At 74.5% G+C, this 21045-nt stretch carries 22 protein-coding genes; 15 read left to right on the forward strand and 7 right to left on the reverse strand.

Features of this window, described 5'->3' with window-relative positions; all coding sequences use genetic code 11:
• Entirely contained in the window at positions 1–1203 is a 1203-nt protein-coding gene (locus MY520_RS10405; RefSeq protein WP_436692018.1) for a cysteine desulfurase-like protein, read from the forward strand.
• 245 nt (positions 1204–1448) lie between these two features.
• Entirely contained in the window at positions 1449–3143 is a 1695-nt protein-coding gene (locus tag MY520_RS10410; RefSeq protein ID WP_436692019.1) for a multicopper oxidase family protein, read from the forward strand.
• A 48-nt stretch (positions 3144–3191) separates the two neighbouring features.
• Here the strand turns inward: MY520_RS10410 and mftR are convergent, their stop codons facing one another.
• On the reverse strand, positions 3192–3785 hold the full coding sequence (gene mftR, locus MY520_RS10415) for a mycofactocin system transcriptional regulator (protein WP_436692020.1): 594 nt from the start codon (positions 3783–3785) through the stop codon (positions 3192–3194).
• Between the two features lie 181 nt (positions 3786–3966).
• Between mftR and mftA the strand changes: the two genes are divergently transcribed.
• From mftA to MY520_RS10450, 7 genes are read left to right on the forward strand one after another with little or no spacing between them, the layout of a single operon-like run.
• The gene (gene mftA / locus MY520_RS10420) at positions 3967–4080 is read left to right on the forward strand and encodes a mycofactocin precursor MftA (RefSeq protein WP_436692021.1); all 114 of its coding nucleotides are present in this window, start codon (positions 3967–3969) and stop codon (positions 4078–4080) included.
• A gap of 32 nt (positions 4081–4112) precedes the next feature.
• Positions 4113–4412 (forward strand): mycofactocin biosynthesis chaperone MftB, encoded by a 300-nt coding sequence (gene mftB / locus MY520_RS10425; protein ID WP_436692022.1) that lies wholly within the window; start codon positions 4113–4115, stop codon positions 4410–4412.
• A 52-nt stretch (positions 4413–4464) separates the two neighbouring features.
• Positions 4465–5700 (forward strand): mycofactocin radical SAM maturase, encoded by a 1236-nt coding sequence (gene mftC, locus MY520_RS10430; protein ID WP_436692023.1) that lies wholly within the window; start codon positions 4465–4467, stop codon positions 5698–5700.
• A gap of 14 nt (positions 5701–5714) precedes the next feature.
• Complete coding sequence (locus MY520_RS10435; RefSeq protein ID WP_436692039.1) at positions 5715–7580, forward strand: mycofactocin system FadH/OYE family oxidoreductase 1; 1866 nt, start codon at positions 5715–5717, stop codon at positions 7578–7580.
• A 51-nt stretch (positions 7581–7631) separates the two neighbouring features.
• Positions 7632–8465, forward strand: a complete 834-nt coding sequence (locus MY520_RS10440) for a mycofactocin-coupled SDR family oxidoreductase (RefSeq protein WP_436692024.1) — start codon at positions 7632–7634, stop codon at positions 8463–8465.
• A 54-nt stretch (positions 8466–8519) separates the two neighbouring features.
• Positions 8520–9335 carry a mycofactocin-coupled SDR family oxidoreductase gene (locus MY520_RS10445; protein WP_436692025.1) on the forward strand — a complete coding sequence of 272 codons (816 nt, stop codon included), beginning with the start codon at positions 8520–8522 and terminating at the stop codon, positions 9333–9335.
• Between the two features lie 11 nt (positions 9336–9346).
• The gene (locus MY520_RS10450; RefSeq protein ID WP_436692026.1) at positions 9347–10183 is read left to right on the forward strand and encodes a mycofactocin-coupled SDR family oxidoreductase; all 837 of its coding nucleotides are present in this window, start codon (positions 9347–9349) and stop codon (positions 10181–10183) included.
• Between the two features lie 39 nt (positions 10184–10222).
• Here the strand turns inward: MY520_RS10450 and MY520_RS10455 are convergent, their stop codons facing one another.
• Together MY520_RS10455 and MY520_RS10460 are read right to left on the reverse strand one after the other, a co-directional pair.
• Positions 10223–10702: a pyridoxamine 5'-phosphate oxidase family protein gene (locus MY520_RS10455; protein ID WP_436692027.1), complete on the reverse strand. Its 480-nt coding sequence runs from the start codon at positions 10700–10702 to the stop codon at positions 10223–10225.
• A 120-nt stretch (positions 10703–10822) separates the two neighbouring features.
• On the reverse strand, positions 10823–11200 hold the full coding sequence (locus MY520_RS10460) for a YchJ family protein (RefSeq protein ID WP_436692028.1): 378 nt from the start codon (positions 11198–11200) through the stop codon (positions 10823–10825).
• Positions 11201–11241: 41 nt separating this feature from the next.
• Between MY520_RS10460 and MY520_RS10465 the strand changes: the two genes are divergently transcribed.
• Entirely contained in the window at positions 11242–13173 is a 1932-nt protein-coding gene (locus MY520_RS10465; protein WP_436692029.1) for a mycofactocin system FadH/OYE family oxidoreductase 2, read from the forward strand.
• Here MY520_RS10465 and MY520_RS10470 read toward each other — a convergent pair.
• Positions 13170–13835 (reverse strand): TetR/AcrR family transcriptional regulator C-terminal domain-containing protein, encoded by a 666-nt coding sequence (locus MY520_RS10470; protein ID WP_436692030.1) that lies wholly within the window; start codon positions 13833–13835, stop codon positions 13170–13172. The genes MY520_RS10465 and MY520_RS10470 overlap by 4 nt on opposite strands.
• Positions 13836–13891: 56 nt before the next feature.
• Here MY520_RS10470 and MY520_RS10475 point away from each other — a divergent pair, with 56 nt between their 5' ends.
• From MY520_RS10475 to mftE, 3 genes are all read left to right on the forward strand, one after another.
• Positions 13892–14866 (forward strand): ATP-binding cassette domain-containing protein, encoded by a 975-nt coding sequence (locus MY520_RS10475; RefSeq protein WP_436692031.1) that lies wholly within the window; start codon positions 13892–13894, stop codon positions 14864–14866.
• A 1-nt stretch (position 14867) separates the two neighbouring features.
• Entirely contained in the window at positions 14868–15773 is a 906-nt protein-coding gene (locus tag MY520_RS10480; protein ID WP_436692032.1) for an ABC transporter permease, read from the forward strand.
• Between the two features lie 65 nt (positions 15774–15838).
• A complete protein-coding gene (gene mftE, locus MY520_RS10485) occupies positions 15839–16534 on the forward strand; it encodes a mycofactocin biosynthesis peptidyl-dipeptidase MftE (RefSeq protein ID WP_436692033.1) in 696 nt (231 codons plus the stop codon).
• A gap of 123 nt (positions 16535–16657) precedes the next feature.
• Here the strand turns inward: mftE and MY520_RS10490 are convergent, their stop codons facing one another.
• The 3 genes from MY520_RS10490 to MY520_RS10500 form a co-directional block, all read right to left on the reverse strand.
• Positions 16658–17227 carry a dihydrofolate reductase family protein gene (locus MY520_RS10490; protein WP_436692034.1) on the reverse strand — a complete coding sequence of 190 codons (570 nt, stop codon included), beginning with the start codon at positions 17225–17227 and terminating at the stop codon, positions 16658–16660.
• Positions 17228–17392: 165 nt separating this feature from the next.
• Complete coding sequence (locus tag MY520_RS10495) at positions 17393–18373, reverse strand: alpha/beta hydrolase (RefSeq protein ID WP_436692040.1); 981 nt, start codon at positions 18371–18373, stop codon at positions 17393–17395.
• 111 nt (positions 18374–18484) lie between these two features.
• Positions 18485–19252 (reverse strand): DUF427 domain-containing protein, encoded by a 768-nt coding sequence (locus MY520_RS10500; protein ID WP_436692035.1) that lies wholly within the window; start codon positions 19250–19252, stop codon positions 18485–18487.
• A 52-nt stretch (positions 19253–19304) separates the two neighbouring features.
• Between MY520_RS10500 and MY520_RS10505 the strand changes: the two genes are divergently transcribed.
• Together MY520_RS10505 and mftF are read left to right on the forward strand one after the other, a co-directional pair.
• The gene (locus MY520_RS10505) at positions 19305–19847 is read left to right on the forward strand and encodes a cysteine hydrolase family protein (RefSeq protein ID WP_436692036.1); all 543 of its coding nucleotides are present in this window, start codon (positions 19305–19307) and stop codon (positions 19845–19847) included.
• The coding region (gene mftF / locus MY520_RS10510) for a mycofactocin biosynthesis glycosyltransferase MftF (protein WP_436692037.1) at positions 19844–21045 on the forward strand (1202 nt) is incomplete at its 3' end. The genes MY520_RS10505 and mftF, both read left to right, overlap by 4 nt.

The raw sequence follows: 21045 nt of genomic DNA on the forward strand, positions 1-21045 counted from the left end.
GTGAGCTACGACGTCGACGCCGTCCGGTCCTGCTTCCCGGCGCTGCGTGCCGGGGCCGCGCACTTCGACGGTCCGGGTGGGTCGCAGGTGCCCGAGTCGGTCGCCGCGGCGGTCGCGGCCACGCTGACCGCACCGATCGCCAACCGCGGCCGGGTGACGCAGGCGGAGCGCAACGCCGACGACGTCGTCGTGGCCGCGCGCCGGGCGGTCGCGGACCTCGTCGGCGGGGACCCCGGCGGGGTCGTGTTCGGGCGCAGCATGACCGCGCTGACCTACGACCTGTCCCGCGCGCTGTCCGCGGAGTGGGGCCCCGGCGACGAGGTGGTGGTGACCCGGCTGGACCACGACGCCAACGTCCGGCCGTGGGTGCAGGCGGCGCAGCGGAGCGGGGCGACCGTCCGGTGGGCGGAGTTCGACCCGGCCACCGGGGAGCTCCCGCCCGAGGCGGTCGGCCGGCTGCTCACCGACCGGACCCGGCTGGTGGCGGTGACCGGGGCGTCCAACCTCATCGGCACGCGCCCGGACGTCGCCGCGATCACCGCCCTGGCGTCGGCCGCCGGGGCGCTCAGCTACGTCGACGGGGTCCACCTGACCGCGCACGCCCCGGTGGACGTCGCGGAGCTCGGCGCGGACTTCTACGCCTGCTCCCCGTACAAGTTCCTCGGCCCGCACTGCGGCTGCGTCGTCGCGGCGCCCGCCCTGCTGGAGACGCTGCACCCAGACAAGCTGCTGCCCTCCACCGATGCCGTCCCCGAGCGGTTCGAGCTGGGCACGCTGCCCTACGAGCTGCTGGCCGGGACGACCGCGGCGGTCGACTTCCTCGCCGGCCTCGGCGGCCCCGAGGGCGACCGCCGGGCGCGGCTGCGCGCCGGCCTGGCGGCGGTGGCGGCGCACGAGGACCGGCTCCGGGAGCGCATCGACGACGCCCTCGGCGCGCTGCCGGGGGTGACGGTGTGGTCGCGGGCGCGGTGGCGCACGCCCACCCTGCTGCTGACCTTCGCCGGGCGGGACGCCTCCGACGCCGCGCGCGCCCTCGCCGCTCGCGGGGTCAACGCCCCGGCCGGCTCCTTCTACGCGATCGAGGCCTCGCGGTGGCTCGGGCTGGGCGACGCCGGCGGCCTGCGGGTGGGGCTGGCGCCGTACACCGACGACTCCGACGTCGACCGCCTGCTGGCCGGCCTGGAGGCGTGGGCCGCCGGCTGACAGCGGTCCGGCTGGACGGCGAGGCCGGCTGGACGGGCGGGGTCGGCTGGACGCAGCCTGGGAAGTTGCTGTGATCAACCGTCTGCCAGGCCGGTCGCACCGTCGGTGAGGACACGACCGCGAGCGGGTGCCCACCCCCCACAACAGGGCGCTGGACGCGCCCCACCTTCCGGGTGGGAGGCCGTCGACCTGCCGGGGACTCTTTCGGCGATACCAGCTCGGGGGTCCCGGAAGGAGCCACAACCGTGCCCAACCCTCGTCTCACCCGCCGCGACGCCCTCAAGGTGGGAGCCTTCGGAGCGGCCGCCGTGGCGCTGCCGTTCGCCGCGACGCTCCACGCGGCATCGGCGTCGAAGATCGCGGCCAGCAAGCTGCCGAAGCCGTACACCGTCCCCTTCGACGCGCCGGACCCCGCGGTCGGCACCGTTACCACCGCCCACGGCGGAGCCACCTTCTACCGCCTCGAGCAGAAGCTCGCGACGCCGGAGATCATCCCCGGCTTCAAGACCCCCCTCTTCGGCTACAACGGCCTGGTCCCCGGCCCGACGATCATCGTCAACCAGAACGAGCGGGTCGTCGTCCGCCAGGTGAACTCCCTGCCGGAGAACCACCCGGCGCTCGCCTACCGGGACTGGACCTCCACCCACCTGCACGGCTCGCCGTCCAAGCCGCAGTACGACGGTTACGCCAGCGACATCACCCAGCCGGGCGAGTGGAAGGACTACGTCTACGAGAACACGATGAACGCCCGCACGCTCTGGTACCACGACCACGGCGTGCACCACACCGCCGAGAACGCCTACATGGGCCTGGCCGCCATGTACATCGCCTACGACCCGGTGGAGCGGGGGCTGCCGCTGCCCAAGGGCTACAAGAAGTACGACTGGCCGCTGATCCTCAGCGACAAGGCGTTCGCCGCCGACGGGTCCCTGCTGATGGACGACCGGGGCCACTCCGGCATCTACGGCGACGTGGTCCTCGTGAACGGCCGGCCGTGGCCGACGCAGAAGGTCCAGCGCCGCAAGTACCGGTACCGGGTGCTCAACGCCTCCACGGGCCGCAGCTACCGGCTCGCGCTGAGCGACGCCTCGTCGTTCCAGGTGATCGCCACCGATGGCGGCCTCATGCAGGCGCCGCAGACGATCACGGACTTCCGGATCGGCATGGCCGAGCGGTACGAGATCGTCATCGACTTCGCGAAGTACCAGGCCGGCACCAGGGTCCAGCTGGTCAACAAGGGCCTGCCGAACTCCCCGAACTTCGACAACACCGACAAGGTCATGCAGTTCGAGGTCGTCGCGGACCCCCCGGAGGACCTGGCGAACAACGCCGTCCCCGACGTCCTCTTCCCGGGGACGCCGGCGATGGACCTCACCCGGGGCCAGGTCAAGCGCGAGCTGCAGGTCACCCGCGACAACGGCATCTGGACCCTCGGCGGGCTCACGTGGGACCAGGTCGTCGAGTCCGAGTACGACAAGGTCTTCGCCAACCCGCAGCCGGGGACGACCGGCGTCACCGAGCAGTGGACGATCGTCAACAGGTCCGGCGGCTGGTTCCACCCGGTGCACATCCACCTCGTGGACTTCAAGATCGTGGCGCGCGACGGCAAGCCCCCGCACCCCTACGAGAAGGGGCCCAAGGACGTCGTCTACGTCGGCGAGAACGAGCGGGTGGACCTGCTCATGCGCTTCCGGCCGGAGGACCACGGGCGGTACATGATCCACTGCCACAACCTGTCCCACGAGGACCACGACATGATGACCCAGTTCCGGGTGGGCGACGAGAAGCCGGTCCGCGCCGACGCCGACCACCCCGAGCTGGGCGCGCACTTCACCGACGGCGACCCGTTCCTCGACGACGACGGCGAGCAGGTGGCCTGCGACGTGGACGACCCGATCTTCGCCGCGCACCCCTGCGCGCACGGGGAGACCGAGGTCTGAGCGACCCGCGTCCCTCCGCCGGCCCCGGGCACGGGGCCGGCGGAGGCGTCAGCGGGTGCGCAGCGTGGGGAAGCCGGCGGCGAGCTGGTCGAACGCGGTGTGCAGGTCGTCGGCGAGGGACGTCGTGCCGTCGGCGAGCCACACCTCGAAGGCCGTCGTCGCCGCGGCGCGGGTGGTCGTCGCGACCAGGCGCGGGAGCAGCGCGGCGGGCGTCTCGCCGGTGCGCCGGCCGACGTGCTCGGCGACCACCCGGTCGACGTCGGCGTAGCGCACCTGGGAGTGCGCCTGCAGCGCCGGCTCGCCGAGGATCAGCGCCATCCGCTGGCGCAGCATCGGCAGGTCGGCCGCGGCGTAGGCGTTGACCTCGACGTAGGCCGCGCAGATGGAGGCCAGCACCGGCTGGTCGGTGCGGGCGGTGGCGAGCAGGTGGTCCAGCCGGTCGACGTGCGACGCGAAGTCGCCCCACACCGCGTCGGCCTTGGTGGCGAAGTAGCGGAAGAAGGTGCGCCGGCTGATCCCCGCCACGTCGGCGATCTCGTCGGTGGTGACCTGCTCGAAGCCCTTGCGGGCGAACAGGTCCAGCGCCGCCTGCTCGATGCGGGCGCGGGTGTCGGCGCGCGCATCGGGCAGCAGGTCCGTCACGGGTCCATCTTGCGCCACACCGGAGCCGAACCGGCGCGACTGCACGGCGCGCACCGCCGCCCGGTCCCCCGGACGCGGGACCCGCTGGCGGCGGCCCGCCCGGCCGGACCCCGGTGTTGCCGGTGGCACTGGGTGTCACTAACGTCCCCTTCGCTCCGTAACCCCGATCACAGGAGGCGCCATGCCAGAGACCACCGACACCCAGGCCGCCGAGGCGCCCGCCGCGGAAGAGGTCCTGGTCGAGGAGTCGCTCGTCGAGGAGGTCTCCATCGACGGCATGTGCGGGGTGTACTGATCGACGCCCCCGCCGCGACGCCGGCGGCACCCGTGAGTGACGCCGGCGTCGCACCCTCGTTCGACCCGTCCCTGCCCTGGCGACGGGCCCGCTCGGTGGCGCTGCGCCCCGAGCCGTTCGGCGCGCTGGTCTACCACTTCGGCAACCGGAAGCTGTCCTTCCTCAAGTCGAAGACGCTGGTCACCGTCGTCGAGACGCTCGCCGACCACCCCAGCGCCGAGGCCACCCTCGTCGCGTGCGGGGTTCCCGAGTCCCAGCGGCCCGCCTACGTCAAGGCGCTGGCCGACCTCGCACGTTCGCAGATGATCGAAGTCCGGGAGAGCCCTGCATGAGCACCCCACGACGTTGCGCCGCTCCGCTCCACGACGCAGCGGGGACCCCGCGGTGACCGCCGTCCTGCCGTCCCGCGCCCCCGTCCCCGAACGCCCCGTCGGCGGCCGGCTCATCGACCAGTTCGAGTACGGGCTGGACGCGCCGATCTGCCTGACCTGGGAGCTCACCTACGCCTGCAACCTGGCGTGCGTGCACTGCCTGTCCTCGTCGGGCCGGCGGGACCCCCGCGAGCTCAGCACCGCCGAGGCCGAGGCGGTCATCGACGAGCTGCAGCGGATGCAGGTCTTCTACGTCAACGTCGGCGGCGGCGAGCCCACCGTGCGGCCGGACTTCTGGCACCTGCTCGACTACGCGATCGACCACCAGGTCGGGGTCAAGTTCTCGACCAACGGCGTGAAGCTCGACAAGACCCGCGCCGCGCAGCTGGCCCGCACCGACTACGTCGACGTCCAGATCTCCCTCGACGGCGCGACCGCCGAGGTCAACGACGCCGTCCGCGGGACCGGCTCGTTCGCCACCGCCACCCGGGCGCTGGAGAACCTGGCCGAGGCCGGGATGAAGGACTTCAAGGTCTCGGTCGTCGTCACCCGGGAGAACGCCGGCCAGCTCGACCAGTTCAAGGCGCTCACCGACTCCTACGGCGCCCAGCTCCGGATCACCCGGCTGCGCCCGTCCGGCCGCGGCGCCGACGTCTGGGACCAGCTGCACCCCACCCAGCAGCAGCAGCGGGAGCTCTACTCCTGGCTGCTGGCCAACGGCGAGCACGTCCTGACCGGTGACTCGTTCTTCCACCTGTCCGCCTTCGGCGAGGCCCTGCCCGGCCTGAACCTGTGCGGCGCGGGCCGCGTGGTGTGCCTGATCGACCCGGTGGGCGACGTCTACGCCTGCCCGTTCGCCATCCACGAGAACTTCCTCGCCGGCAACGTCCGGGACGAGGGCGGCTTCCAGCGGGTGTGGCAGCAGTCGGAGCTGTTCGCCGACCTGCGCAGCCCCCAGACCGGCGGCGCGTGCACCAAGTGCAGCCACTTCGACGCCTGTCGCGGCGGGTGCATGGCGGCCAAGTTCTTCACCGGCCTGCCGCTCGACGGGCCCGACCCCGAGTGCGTGCAGGGCTACGGCGAGGCGGCCCTGGCCTCCCGCGACCTCGAGCTGGTCACGCCCCGGAGCCACATCGACCACTCGCACACGGGCCCGGTCCGCGGCCAGCCGACGCTGCTCGGCATGCCGTCCGTCCCGCCCGCGAAGATCTGCGACGAGTCGCCGCTGGCCGGGCTCGACCTGCGCTGAGACTCCTCGACCCGCTGGTCCTGGCGGGCCGGACGGCGCCCTCGCGGGTGCTGTTCGGCCCGCACGAGACCAACCTCGGTCGCGGGCGGTCGCTGTCGGAGCGGCACGTCGGCTACTACGCCCGCCGGGCCGCCGGCGGTTGCGGGGTGCTGGTCACCGAGACCGCCTCGGTGCACGGCAGCGACTGGCCCTACGAGCGCGCTCCGCTGGCCGCGGACTGCGGCCCCGGCTGGGCCGACGTCGTCGCCGCCTGCCGACGGCACGGCACGCTCGTCCTCGCCGGCCTGGGCCACACCGGCGGGCAGGGCACCTCGGCGTACGCGCAGACCGCGCTGTGGGCGCCGTCCCGGGTGCCCGACGTCGCCACCCGCGAGGTGCCGGCCGAGATGGAGCTGCCCGAGATCGTCGCGCTGGTCGACGGCTTCGCGGCGGCCACCCGCCTCGCCACGGCGGCCGGGGTGGACGGCGTGGAGGTCGACGCCGGGCCGCGGTCGCTGCTGCGCCAGTTCGCCTCCGGGCTGACCAACACCCGTACCGACGCCCACGGCACCGACCGGTGGCGGCTGCTGCGCGAGGTGCTGTCCGCCGTCCGCGGAGAGCTCGGGTCGGGGCGGGTGCTGGCGCTGCGGCTCTCCTGCGACGAGGGGGCGCCGTGGGCCGGGATCACGCCCGAGGTGGCCTGCGCCGCCGTCGCCGGGCTCGCCCCGCTCGTCGACCTGCTGGTCGTCGTCCGGGGCAGCGCGCTCGCGCCGTCGGCCTACCGGCCCGACGGGCACACCCCGCCGGGCTCCACCACCGGGCTGGCCCGGGCCGTGCGCGCCGCGGCCGGCGGGACGCCGGTGGTGCTGCAGGGCTCGGTGGTCGACGTCGCCGCGGCCGAGGCCGCGCTGGCCGGCGGGGTCGCCGACGCCGTGGAGATGACCCGCGCGCAGATCGCCGAGGCCGACCTGGTGGCCCGGGTCCGGGCGGGTCTGCCGGTACGGCCGTGCACCCTGTGCAACCAGGCCTGCCAGGTGCGCGACGTCCGGAACCCGCTGGTCAGCTGCGTCGCCGACCCGGGGAGCGGCCACGAGACCGAGGAGCCGGCCCCGGAGGGCAGAGATGGCCATCCCTGCCCTCCGGAGCGGGAGGTCACCGTCCTGGGTGGCGGGCCGGCCGGGCTCGAGGCCGCGCGGGTGCTGGCCGGTGCGGGGGCGGCCGTCCGGCTGGTGGAACGGTCGGACCGTCTGGGCGGGGCACTGCCGCTGGTCGCGGCGCTCCCCGGGCGCGAGCGCTTCGCCGACCTGGCCCGGTGGCTGGCCGACGAGTGCCGGCGGCTGGGGGTCCGCGTCGAGCTCGGCACGGCCGCGGCGGACGGCGACGTCGTCGCGACCGGCGCGCGTCCGCGGCCGCCCGCACCCGTCGGCGCGGTCGCCGCCGCCGACGTCCTCGCCGGCGCCGAACTCCCGGCCGGTCCGGTGGTCGTGCACGACCCCGCCGGCGGTCCGGCCGGCACGGGTGTGGCCGAGCTGCTGGCCGCGGAGGGCCGGCCGGTCACCGTGGTGACGCCGGACGACGTCGTCGGCGCGCGGCTCGGCGGCGACCTGGCGCCGGCCAACACCCGGCTGCTGCGGGCGGGGGTGCGGCGCGAGACCGGGTGCGTGCTGCGGGCGGTCGGCGACGGCGAAGCCGTGGTCGCGGACCGCTGGACGGGGGAGGAGCGCCGCATCCCCTGCGCCGTGCTGGTCGACGCCGGCCCCCCGCTGCCCGGCGAGCCGTCGGGCTCCGGGATCCCCGCGGGGGACGTCGTCGCGCCGCGCACCGTGCTGGAGGCGGTGCTGGAGGGCCGGCGGGCCGCGTTCGCCGTGCTCGCGGGAACGGGAGGTTGTCCGCCGGCATAAGGGCCGCATAGTTTGTGGCCCACCTCACAGCGCGTGACACGGAGGAGCGGCATGGGCAGGCTCGACGGCAAGGTCGTCTTCATCACCGGTGCGGGGCGGGGCATGGGCCGCAGCCACGCGGTCCGGTTGGCGCGCGAGGGCGCCGACGTCATCGGGATGGACATCTGCGGGCCGATCCCGAGCGCGAACGGCCCGGTGACCACGCCGGAGGACCTCGCCGAGACCGTCCGCGCCGTGGAGTCGCTGGACCGTCGCATGGTGTCCTTCCAGGCGAACGTCACCGACGAGGAGGCGCTCACCGCGGGCCTGGCCGAGGGCGTGGCCCAGCTCGGCCGGCTCGACGTCGCCGTCGCCAACGCCGGCATCGGCGTCCCGCCGCACGAGGTCGCCGAGACGCCGGCGCAGGAGTGGCGGGACATGATCGAGACCAACCTGACCGGCGTCTTCCTCACCGCCAAGGCGGCGATCCCGCACCTGCGCGCGCACGGGGACGGCGGCGCGCTCATCCTGATCAGCTCCGCGCTCGGCCTGCGCGGCATGCAGAACGTCGCCTCCTACGTGGCCGCCAAGCACGGCGTGGTCGGGCTGATGCGCAGCCTGGCGATCGAGCTCGCCCCCGACAGGATCCGGGTCAACTCGATCCACCCGACGAACGTGGACACGCCCCTGATCCAGAACGAGAACGTCTACAAGCTCTTCCGGCCCGACCTCGAGCACCCCACCCGCGACGACGTGAGCGACGTCTTCCAGTCGCTCAACCTGCTCGCGACGCCGTGGGTGCAGCCGGAGGACGTCAGCGAGGCGGTGCTGTACCTGGCCGCGGACTCCGGTCGCTTCGTCACCGGCACCCGCCACACCGTCGACGCCGGCTGGATCACCAAGTGACCGGGGCGCGGTGAGCAGCACCGCGCCGTCCCGAGAAGAGGGGAGCACGCCGTCATGGGCAAACTGGAGGGCAAGGTCGCGTTCATCACGGGGGCCGCGCGCGGGCAGGGACGCTCGCACGCCGTCCGCCTCGCCCAGGAGGGCGCCGACATCATCGCCGTCGACCTCTGCGAGCAGATCGGCACCGTCCCCTACCCGATGGCGACGCCGCAGGACCTCGACCAGACGGTCAAGGAGGTCGAGGCGCTCGACCGGCGGATCGTGGCCGGCCAGGCCGACGTGCGCAGCATCTCCGCCCTGCGGGACGCCGTCCGGGACGGCGTGGCCCAGCTGGGCCGGCTCGACATCGTGCTCGCCAACGCCGGGATCGCCCCGGTGGGCGACGGCGACGACCCCGACCAGGCGTGGCAGGACGTCATCGACGTGAACCTCACCGGCGTCTGGAACACCCTGCGGGCGGCGACCCCGGCGATGGTCGAGGGTGGCGGGGGTGGCGCGATCGTCATCACCAGCTCCACCGCCGGCCTCAAGGGCATCGGCGGCGAGGCGGCGGGCATGCTCGGCTACACCGCGGCCAAGCACGGCGTCGTGGGCCTCATGCGCTCGTACGCCACCGCCCTCGCACCGCACAGCATCCGGGTGAACAGCGTGCACCCGACCGCGGTGAACACCCCGATGGTGGTCAACGACTTCATGCAGAAGTGGCTGGAGGAGGACCCCGCCATCGCCGGCGCGATGACCAACATGCTGCCGGTGGAGATGATCGAACCGGTCGACATCAGCAACGCCATCGTCTGGCTGGTCAGCGACGACGCCCGGTACGTCACGGGCGTGACCCTGCCCGTCGACGCCGGCTTCACCACCAAGTAGGGAGTGGGAACGTGCCAGGACGCGTCGAGGGCAAGGTCGCCTTCATCACGGGGGCGGCCCGCAGCCAGGGCCGCAGTCACGCGCTGCGGCTGGCGCAGGAGGGTGCCGACATCATCGCCGTCGACATCTGCGAGCCGGTGCCGAGCATCCAGATGTACCCGCCGGCCACCGAGGAGGACCTCGCCGAGACGGTCCGCCAGGTGGAGGCGCTCGACCGGCGGATCGTGGCCACCAAGGCCGACGTCCGGGACACCGCGGGACTCAGGGCGGCGGTGGACGACGGGGTGTCGCAGCTGGGCCGGCTGGACATCGTGCTGGCCAACGCCGGCGTCTTCGAGCTGGCGCCGGCGCTGGAGCTCGGCGACGACGCGTGGCAGGAGATGATCGACATCAACCTCACCGGCGTCTGGAACACCTGCAAGGTGGCGCTGCCGCACCTGATCGACGGCGGCCGCGGCGGGTCCATCGTCATCACCAGCTCGACCGCCGGGCTCAAGGGGACGGCGAACACCATCCACTACACCGCGGCCAAGCACGGCGTCATCGGCATCATGCGGACGCTGGCCAACGAGTTCGGCAAGCAGGCGATCCGGGTCAACACGGTGCACCCCACCGGCGTCGACACGGTGATGATCCAGAACCCGAAGACCTGGGGGCTGTTCACCCCGGACGACCCGGAGCCCAGCCGGGAGAAGTTCGCCGAGCTGTTCGAGACGCTGCACCCGCTGCCGGTGTCCTACGTGGACCCGGTCGACATCTCGAACGCGATCCTGTTCCTCGTCTCCGACGAGGCGCGCTACATCACCGGCGTCACCCTGCCCGTCGACGCCGGCTACACCATCCGCTGAGCGCACCGGGTGCGGCGGCCGGCCGCCGCACCCGGGCCGTCAGAGGTCGACCTTCGCGTTCTCGCCGGCGTCGATGCGCTGACCGGTGGCCTTGGCCTTCACGAAGCTGAACGCGGTCGCCAGGCGTCCGCCGGGGGCGTCCCAGTACTCCGCGGAGTCGGCGTCGACCTTCACGAGGACCACCGAGGGGTCCTCGGGCCCCTGGGGCAGCCACGCCTCGGCGCCGCTGTTCCACAGCTCCTTCTTCTTCGCCGGGTCGGTGACGACGAGGGCGTGCCCGGTCAGCGACACCCACGTGCCCCCGGAGCCGACGCCCACGTTGACCTCGGGCGACGCCGCGATGTGGGTGATCCAGTCGGAGTCCCGCTCCGCGAAGAACCACAGGTCGCCGTCGAACTCGACCTCCTGCAGCGCCATGGGGCGGCTGGTCAGCTTCCCCTCGGGCGTCGTGGTGGTGAGGAAGCCGAAGCGCTCCCCCTGGAGGAGCTCGGCGACCTTGCGGGTGTCCTCGGCGCTCATGTCGTCCTCTCGTCCTGGAACCGGTGTCCTCCCCTCCCTGCCCACGCCGCCGGACCCCGACACCGCAGGGCAGAAATGGCCATTTCCGCCCTCGAGGGGCCTTTGTGGCCACGATGACCCTCAGAGGGCGTCGAGGTAGCGCCAGGCGCCGTCCTCGCGGACGAACCGGCTGACCTCGTGCTGGGAACCCGTCTCGCCCTCGTGCCGGTACCAGGCGCGGAACTCGACGGTCCCCTCGCCGGCCAGCAGCCCGCCGCCGGTGGTCGCGAGCACGTCGAGCCCGGTCCAGCGCACCGCGGGGTCGAGCGCCAGCGACGCCGGCCGCGTCGCCGGGTGCCAGGTGGCCAGCAGGTACGCCGGGTCGCCGACGGCGAAGGCGCTGTAGCGCGACCGCATGAGCTGCTCGGCGGTCGCCGCGGCGGCGGTGCCCTCGAGCAGCCGGCCGCAGCACTCGGGGTAGGGCAGACCGGTGCCGCACGGGCAGTGTCGCGGTGCCATGCGGGAGAGTGTCCCGGGCTGGTCGGGCGGGAGGAGGCGGAGTGGGACACGAGCGGCTGTCCGCCCCGCTCCGGGTCGGCCCGGTCACCGTCCCCCGCCGGGTCGTCTTCCCGGCCCACCTCACCAACTACGCCGTCGACGGGCTGCCCACCGCGCGGCACGCCGCCTACTACGCGGCCCGGGCCGCCGGCGGCGCCGGCCTGGTGGTCACCGAGGAGTCCACGACCGACCCGGCCGACCGGCCCTACGAGAAGCTGGTCCGCGGGCACGACCCCGCCGTCCTACCCGGGTACCGGCTGGTCACCGACGCCGTCCACGCGCACGGGGTGCCGGTGATCGCGCAGCTCAACCACAACGGCGGGCAGTCCGACGGCCGGCACACCCGCCGGCCGGTGACCGCACCGTCCGCCGTCCCGGACCCGCTGTTCCGCGAGGTGCCACGGGCGGCGACCACCGCCGAGATCGCCCGGCTGGTCGCGGGCTACGCCGACGTCGCGGCCCGCTGCGCCGCGGGCGGGTTCGACGGCGTGGAGGTGCAGGGCTCGCAGTCCTCGCTGGTCCGCCAGTTCCTGTCCCGCGCCACCAACCGGCGCACCGACGGCTACGGCGGTCCGCTCGAGCACCGCGCCCGCTTCCTGGTCGAGGTGCTCACCGCGGTCCGGGAGGCGCTCGGGCCCGGTCGCGCGCTGGGCGTCCGGCTGGCCGGCGAGGAGGGGGTGGACGACGGGACGACGCTCGACGAGGCGGTCGCCACCGCCCGGCTGCTCGCCGCCCGCGGCCTGGTCGACTACGTGAGCACCACCGTCGGCGTCGCGACGGCGACCCTCCACCTCGTCATCCCGCCGATGACCACCCCGCCCGGCTACGCGCGGCACGTCGCGGCCGCCATCCGGGCCGCGGTCGACGTCCCGGTCATCGGGGTCGGCCGGTTCCTGACCCCTGGCCAGGCCGAGCGGGCGCTGGCCGACGGGGACTGCAACCTCGTCGGCGTCGTCCGCGGTCAGATCGCCGACCCGCAGTTCGCCGCCAAGGCGCTCGCCGGCCGGGCCGGGGAGATCCGCACCTGCCTGGGCTGCAACCAGGAGTGCGCCGGAGCCGTGGGGGTGAACCGGCCGCTGGGCTGCGTGACCAACCCCCGCGCCGGGCGGGAGGCGCCGCTCCCGGTGCCGGTCCGCCGCCGCCGGGTGCTCGTCGTCGGCGGCGGGCCGGCCGGGCTCCGGGCCGCCGCGACGGCGGCTCAGCGCGGGCACGCGGTCACCCTGCTGGAGCGGGGAACGGCGACCGGCGGCGCGATCCGCCTCGCGGCGTCGGCCCCCGGCCGGGAGGGGCTGCGGCCGCTGGTCGACGACCTGGCCGCCGAGTGCGCCCGGGCCGGCGTCGACGTCCGGACCGGGGTGCGGGCGACCGCCGACGTCGTCCGCGCGCAGGCCCCCGACGTCGTCGTCCTCGCCACCGGCGCGCGCCCGGCCCGGCCCGCGTGGGCGGGGGGAAGCGACCGGGTGGTCGACGTGCGGGAGGTGCTCGCGGGCGGGGCCGCCCCCGCCGGCGACGTCCTGGTCGTCGACGAGCTGGGTGCGGCGGCCGCGACCTCCGTCGCCGAGCTGCTCGCCGGGCGCGGCTGCACGGTCGAGGTGACCACCGCGGCGATGGTCGTGGGCCAGGACCTCGGCCTGACCCTCGACCTGCCGCGCTGGCGCCGCCGGGCCGCCGAGCTGGGCATCCGGCTGAGCACCGACCGGGTGGTCGAGGGGATCGAGGGACGGCTCGTCCGGCTGCTGCACCACCCGACCGGGGTCGTCGAGACCCGCACCGTCGACCGGGTGGTGGTCGCGGCGCCGGCCGAGCCCGCCGACGAGCTGTGGCGGACGCTGCGCGGCAGCGGGCTGGAGGTGCACCGGATCGGCGACTGCCTCGCCCCGCGCCGGGCCTCGGCGGCCACCCTGGACGGCGAGCGGCTGGGCGCGGCCCTCTAACGCTCGTACCGGGTGCGCAGGCCGGCGACCAGCAGGTCCAGGCCGAACTCGAAGGTGGTGCGGTGCGGCTCGTCGAGCACCTCGGTGATCGCGGCCAGCAGGGTCGGGTGCCCGGCCAGGATCTCCTCGCGCAGCGCGGTGAGCTCGGCGTCGTCCTTCGTGGGCAGCGGCTGGCCGGCGCTGCGCTCGGCCTCGGCCTGCCACTCGATCGCGCTGCCGAGCACGTAGGAGCCCAGGGCGAACAGGGCGTGCTGGGCGTCCCCCGGGGCCAGGCCGGCGTCGACGAGGACGGCGAGGGCGCGGTCGATCGAGGCCAGGCTGTCCCGGCTCGGCCGGTTCCCGGCCAGCACGCGGGGGGCGTCCCGGGTGGCGACGAGCGCGTCGAACATCCGCTCGGCGTCCGCCCGCAGCCACTCCCACCAGGGCTGTCCCGGCGCGGGCCCGGCGTGGTCGACCCCCGCGCGGCGCAGCAGCTCCTCGGCCATGAGGTCCATGAGCTGGCGCTTGTTGTCCACGTGCCAGTAGAGCGTCGGCCCGGCGACGCCGAGCCGCGCCGCGATCCGCCGGAACGACACCGCCTCCAGACCGCCCTCGGCCAGCAGGGCCAGGGCCGCGTCGACGACCGCCTCGCGGGTCACCGGGGAGCGCTCTGCCGCTTTCACGCTTGACACCCTAACGGTGTTAGAGAACTCTCCTCGCCGTGCCTGACGCTGCGAGAGTGCCGGCCATCGAGGTGGCCGGGTTGACCAAGACCTACAAGACCGGCGACTCCGTCGTCGAGGCGGTCAAGGGGATCGACCTGCGGGTGGAGACCGGGCAGACCTACGGCTTCCTCGGCCCCAACGGGGCGGGCAAGTCCACGACCATCGAGATGCTCTGCACGATCCGGAACCCCAGTGCCGGCGCGGCCCGGGTGGCCGGCTTCGACGTCGTCCGCCAGCGCGACCAGGTGCGCCGCCGGATCGGCCTGGTCTTCCAGCAGCAGACGCTGGACCTGCAGCTCACCGCCGAGCAGAACCTGCGCTTCCACGCCGAGCTCTACGGCCTGCCGCGCGCGGTCGCCGAGCGCCGCATTCGCGAGGTGCTGGAGATGGTGGCGCTGACCGACCGCCGCACCGACACGGTGCAGCGCTTCTCCGGCGGGATGAAGCGCCGGCTGGAGATCGCCCGCGGGCTGGTGCACGCCCCGCAGGTGCTCTTCCTCGACGAGCCGACGATCGGCCTGGACCCGCAGACGCGCGCCGCGATCTGGGACTACCTGCACGACCTGCGCCGGACGACGGAGATCACCGTCTTCGTCACCACGCACTACATGGACGAGGCCGAGCACTGCGACCGGATCGCGATCATGGACCACGGGGAGATCGTCGTGGAGGACACGCCGGAGGCGCTCAAGTCCAGCATCGGCACCGACCGGATCGCGTTGCGCACCGACGACGACGAGCTGGCGATCGCCCGCGTCCGCGAGCGGCTGGGCATCGAGGCGGGCATCCACGAGGGCCAGGTGACCCTCGCCGTCGCGCACGGCGCGCAGGTCGTGCCCCGGCTGTTCACCGAGCTCGGCGTCGGCATCCGGTCGGTCACCGTGACCCGCCCCAGCCTGGACGACGTCTTCCTGACCTACACCGGCCGCACCATCCGCGACTCCGAGGGGCCCGGGCACCCGGCGTTCCCCTTCGCCGGGAGGCGATGACATGACCGACTCCGTCGACGAGCACGACATGACGACCCGCGACACCGCCGTTCCGCCCGCGCCGAGCCCGGAACTGCTGCCCGAGGTCCGCAGCGACCTCGCCCACGAGCTGCGCGCCACCTGGGTCGTCATGCGCCGGGAGCTGATCCGGCTGCGCCAGGACAAGGCCCGCATCCTCACCATGCTGCTGCAGCCGGTGCTGTTCATCTTCGTGATGGGCACCGGGCTGGCCAGCATCGTCGACACGGGCGGCGGCACCAGCTTCCGCACGTTCCTCTTCCCCGGCGTGCTGGCGACGTCGGTGCTGTTCACCGCCGCGTTCGCCGGCATCTCGCTGGTGTGGGACCGGGAGTTCGGGTTCCTGCGCGAGATGATGGTCGCGCCGATCTCCCGCGAGGCGATCATCTGGGGCAAGTGCCTCGGCGGCGCCGTCGTCGCCACCGTGCAGAGCCTGGTGCTGCTGGCGCTGGTCGGCACCGTCGGCATCCCCTACTCGCCGCCGCTGCTGCTCGCCCTGGTCGGCTGCCTGTTCCTCGGCTCGCTGCTGCTGACCGCGCTGGGCGTGCTGCTCTCCACCCGGATCAAGACCATCCAGACGGCGATGCCGGTCAGCCAGCTGCTGATCATGCCGATGATGTTCCTGTCGGGCGCGCTGTTCCCGGTCTCCGCGTTGCCCGACTGGCTCGCCGTCCTGACCCGGCTCAACCCGCTCACCTACGTGGTCCAGCCGATGCGGTACCTGACCCTGCAGCACCTGGCCCTGACCGCGGAGGAGCGCGAGCGGCTGCTCCCGGTGCTCACCTGGTGGGGCTGGGAGGTGCCGGTCGGCGTCCAGCTGCTCACCGTCGCCGTCATCACCCTCGGCCTGGTCACCCTCGCGGCACGGGTCTTCCGGACGACGGAGTGACAGGACCCCGTCCTCCTCGCCGCTCGCAGCGGGACCCTGGACGGGGCCGTCCGTAGGCTGCCCCGGTGAGTTCCCTCGCCGGGGCGTTCTGGCCCGAGCTGCCCGAGCGCCCGCTCCTCCTCGTTCCGCTCGGCGCGGTCGAGCAGCACGGCCACCACCTCCCCCTGGCGACCGACACCACGGTCGCCTGCGCGGTCGCCGGGACCGCCGTCGACGACCTGGACGGCGCGCTGCTGGCCCCGGCTCTGGCCTACGGCGCCAGCGGGGAGCACGAGGGCTTCCCGGGCACCGTGTCGATCGGCACCGAGGCCCTGACCGGGCTGCTCGTGGAGTACGGGCGGTCGGCGTGCCGCTGGGCCGGCCGGCTGGTGCTGGTGAACGGGCACGGCGGCAACCTCGACGCGCTGCGCACGGCGGTCCCGCAGCTGCGGTCGGAGGGCCGGGACGTCGCCTGGTTCCCGTGCGGGTCGCCCGGCGCCGACGCGCACGCCGGCCGCACCGAGACGTCGCTGGTGTTGCACGTGGAACCTCGGGCGGTGCGGCTGGACCGGGCGGTGGCGGGGGAGACCGCCCCGATCGCCGAGCTGCTGCCGCGGCTGCGCGCCGAGGGCGTCCGCGGGGTCAGCCCCACCGGCGTCCTCGGCGACCCGGCCGGCGCCTCGGCGGAGGAGGGCGCCGCGCTGCTGGTGGACCTGGCCGGCCGCCTGGCCGGCGCCGTAGGAGCGTGGGACGTCGACCCGGCCGGCCGGCTGCGGGGCTGAGCGCGGACTTCCGCGGTGTGGGCGTCAGCCGCTCGCGGCGCCTGTGCGGGTCCCCGCGCACCGTGTGGTGATCTCGGCAGGGCGTCGGCCGGGACGACCCCGGCGGGCGAGATCCGGGCGCTGTCAGACAGTCCGGTCGGCCTGCGTACGGACGCGGAAGCGGAGGATGGTGGCGTCGCCCGACCGCGTGCTGCTGATCGGTTCCAGATCTGTCCGCGCCACGCCCGGTGACGAGAAGCGGATGCCGTCGCCGAGCAGGACCGGCAGGACGTACACCAGGATCTCGTCGACGAGTCCCCGCTGCAGGCACTGGCCGGCCACGTCGGCACCGAGGATCTCGAGGTCCTTGCCGCCGGCAGCGTCCAGTGCCGTGGCGACCGCTTCGCCGATGTCGCCGGTGAGGATCGTGACGTTCGCGTTCGGCGGCACCAGCGGCCTGTGGGTGAGGAGGAACATGGATCCGGAGAAGGGGTAGTCGGCGCTGCCCGGCTTCTCGGCCTTCATCCGCTCGCCCACCTCCCAGGTCCGCCGGCCGACGAGCATGGCGCCGGTGGCCGCTGCGATCTGCGCGAGATCGTCCGGTGCCACGAAGTCGGCGAGATCCCGGTCGTCCCCCCAGTCCATGGAATCGCCGGGACCGGCGATGAAGCCGTCGAGCGACATGCACCGGTTCACGACGACCTTGCTGCTCACGTCACGACCGCCATCCCCGGTTCGTCACCGCACGTCTGCCCTCTCCCGAGCCGACGTCTGCGAGACCTCGGCGCGCTGTCACGGGTCGGATCTTCCCGCCCGTCGAGGCAGTCGGGGAAGTGCCGCGCCAACTCGACCACGCGTGACGACCCGGCCGGGCAGTGCCTACGTCACGGGTAGCGGCACCGAGGGCGTGCCGAGACTGCGGGCGAAGCCGAACTGCAGGGCGGCGTCACGGTCGGCGATGAACCGCTGGGACACCGCGGCGTGCGGGACCATGCGGTCGAACCCGTGGTGGGCGGCCCGGTAGACGTGCAGCTCGGTCGGGACGCCTGCCCGCATGAGGCGCTGGGCGTAGTCGATGTCCTCGTCGACGAACAGGTCGAGCTCCCCGGTCAGCACGGTCGCCGGGGGGAGACCGGCCAGGTTCTCCATCCGGGTCGGCGCGGCATAGGGAGAGACGTCGTCCGTGCCGTACGCGTCACCGAGGTAGCCGCGCCAGCCGATCTCGTTGCTCGTGCGGTTCCACACCTGGGCGTCGGTCACCAGATGGCTGAACGGTGTGGAGTTGGTGTCGTCGAGCATCGGGTAGATGAGCAACTGGTGGGCGACGGTGAACTCGCCACGATCGCGGACGAGCAGAGCGAGCCCGGCGGTCGAGCCCCCACCGGAGCTGTGCCCGCCGATCACGATCCGGCTCGGGTCGATGCCCAGCTCGTCGGCCTGGGAGACGGTCCAGGCCAGGCCGGCGTAACAGTCCTCGGCAGGTGCCGGGAAGGGGTGCTCGGGCGCTCTGCGCCAGTCGACCGAGACGACGACGCACTCGTGCCTGTCGACGATCTCCTGGCAGAACTGGTCGTCCATGTCGGGAGCCGTCAGGACGTAGCCGCCGCCTTGGGTCCAGTACAGACACGGCAGCAGCCCCGAGGCGGCGGCGACGGGACGGAAGACCCGGACCATGACGTCGGGATTGCCGTCGCGTCCGGGCGCCATGTGGTCCGCGTGGCTGACGCGCGGGTTGGGACCGCCGGTGTTGATCTGCGCGTAGAGCTCCGCGAGCGAGGCGCGAGCGGCCGGGATGTCGGTGAGGTCGAGCGCCGGGATCTGCTCGACGACGACCCGCAGCTCCGGGTCGAGACGGTCCATGATCGACACGCGTGCCTCCTGGTCGGCAACCGGTCACATCGAAGGGTGGGGAACGCTACGCCCGGCCGGTGGTGCCCGGAAGTCGCGGTCGGGTGGCTGCCCCGGCCCGGGTCAGTCGGAGAAGGGGGTGCGCGGCCGCGCCTGCCGCACGCCGTCGACGACGACGTCGACCTTCTCGTCGTAGAAGGCCACCAGCCCCGCGATGGCGAGCATCTCGCGGGTCGGGAAGTCGTAGGACCACGCGAGGTCCGGGCGCACCGTGCCGCCGAGCTCGACCGACCAGTACGCGCTCGTCTGACCCTTGTAGGGGCACTGGGTCCGGGTCGCGCTGGGCACGAGGTGGGTGAAGTCGACCGCGGAGCGGGGGAAGTAGGTGCGCGGCGGCAGCCCGGTCTCGAACACCACGACCGGTGACGAGGACTCCGCCAGCACGGCGCCGTCGAGCTCGACCCGCACGTGCCGGGTGGAGCGGAGCGCGTCGACCCGCGAGTAGGGGTTGCGCGGGTGGACGAAGACCTCCTCGTCCTCCTCGAACCACGCGTCCAGCGCCGACCACTCGAACCGGACGGTGTCCCGCAGCGGCTCGGGGGCGTCGGCGCCGTACAGCCACGCCGCACCGGGCCGGCGCACGTCCCCGGCCACGAGCGCGGCCCGGCGGGCGGTGCCGCGCGGTGTCGCCTCCGTCGTCCCCTCGTCGGCCAGCAGCGCGGTGTCGACGTCGGCGAGCGGGACGTAGTACTGCGGATACGGCGGCCACTCCCACACGTAGCGGGCGCGCACGGTGTCCAGGACGGGCCGGCCGGCCAGGAACGCGCGCACCCGGCGCGGCGCGGGCGCGACGGCGTCGGCCGGGACGAACGACGGCGGGTACTCGGACACCGGGCCTCCTCTGCCGGCAGGGCGCTCCGGGCGGACGGTTATCGTCCGAAGCATGGCAGCGCCGCCCGGTTGGTTGGTCGTCGTCGACTACCAGGAGGTCTTCCGCGACCCCGGCTCCCCCTGGACGACACCCCGCTTCGACGAGATCCGGCCGCGGGTCCGCTCGCTCGTGGAGGCCTTCGGCGACCGGGTGGTGTTCACCCGGTTCGTCGTGCCCGAGGAGCCGACCGGCGCCTGGGTGGACTACTACGCGAAGTACGCCTACTTCCGCGAGCCGCACGCGATCCCGCTGTTCCAGCTCTCCGAGGACCCGGGCGACCGTCCCGTGGTCGACGCCCCGACCTTCGGCAAGTGGGTCCCGGCCGTCACGGAGCTGGTCGGCGGCGGGCCGGTGACCGTCGCCGGCGTCGCCACCGACTGCTGCGTGCTCTCGACCGTGCTCCCCGCGGCCGACGCCGGCGTGCCGGTGCGCGTGGTCGCCGACGCGTGCGCCGGGGCGAGCGACGAGGCGCACGAGGACACGCTGCAGGTCCTCGGCTGCTACGCCCCGCTGATCGAGGTGACGACGACCGCCGAGGTCCTCGCCGAGGGATGACCTCGGTCCCCGCGCCGCCCCCGGACCGGCTGCCCGACGGGTTCGCCGTCCGGCTCGACCCGCGCACCCGGCGGCGGGACGGGGGGACGGCGCTGCTCGGCGGCTCACCCCTGCGGCTGCTCCGCCTGCTGCCCCGGGCCCGCGACCTGCTCCGCGGCGACCGGCTGGTCGTCGGCGACGCCGCGACCGCCGCGCTCGCCGCCCGGCTGCTCGACGCGGGGCTCGCCCACCCGGAGCCGGCCGCCGCGGCCTCGGCCGACCTCACCGTCGTGGTCCCCGTGAAGGACCGCCCGGCCGAGCTGGACCGGCTGCTCGGCGCCCTGCGGGCGGATCCCGCCACCGCCGCCGTCCCGGTGGTCGTGGTGGACGACGGCTCCGCGGACCCGGCCGCGGTGTGCGCGACGGCCGGCCGGCACGGCGCGCGGGTGCTGCGCCACGACGTCAGCCGCGGCCCCGCCGCCGCCCGCAACGCCGGGCTGGCCGCGGCCGGCACCGACCTCGTCGCCTTCCTCGACTCCGACTGCGTGCCGCGGCCGGGCTGGGCCGGGGTGCTCGCCGGCCACACCGCCGATCCGCGCCTGGCCCTCGTCGCCCCCCGGATCACCGCGCTGGAGTCCGCCGCCGGCGGGTGGGTGGAGCGCTACGAGGCGGCGGTCAGCGCCCTGGACATGGGGCGGCACCCCGCCCGGGTCGCTGCGGGGACGGCGGTCTCCTACGTGCCCAGCGCCGCGCTGCTGGCCCGCCGCGGCGCCCTCGGGACGGGGTTCGACGAGTCGATGCGCGTGGCCGAGGACGTCGACCTGGTCTGGCGGCTCACCGTGGCCGGCTGGCGGGTGCGCTACGAGCCGGCGGCCGCCGTCGCGCACGAGCACCCCGCGACCACGCGGGAGTGGCTGCGCCGGCGGGCCTTCTACGGCACCGGCGCCGCGCAGCTCGCCGCCCGGCACGGCGCGGCCGTCGCCCCGGTGGTCGTCTCGCCGTCGACGGCGGCGGCCTGCGCGCTGCTCCTCTCCGGACGCCGCCCCGCCGTGCTGGCGGCCGGCGGGGTCCTCGCCGTGACCGCGGGCCGGCTGGCCCGGAGGCTGGCGCGGCCCGGGCAGCGGGCGCCGGCCGGGCTGGCCGCCGTCCTGGTGCTGCGCGGGAGCGCCGCCGCCGGCCGCACGCTGGCCCGCTCGGCCACCCGGCACCACTGGCCGCT

Origin of the sequence: Geodermatophilus sp. CPCC 205506 (assembly GCF_051383635.1) — a bacterium.
GTDB lineage: Bacteria > Actinomycetota > Actinomycetes > Mycobacteriales > Geodermatophilaceae > Geodermatophilus.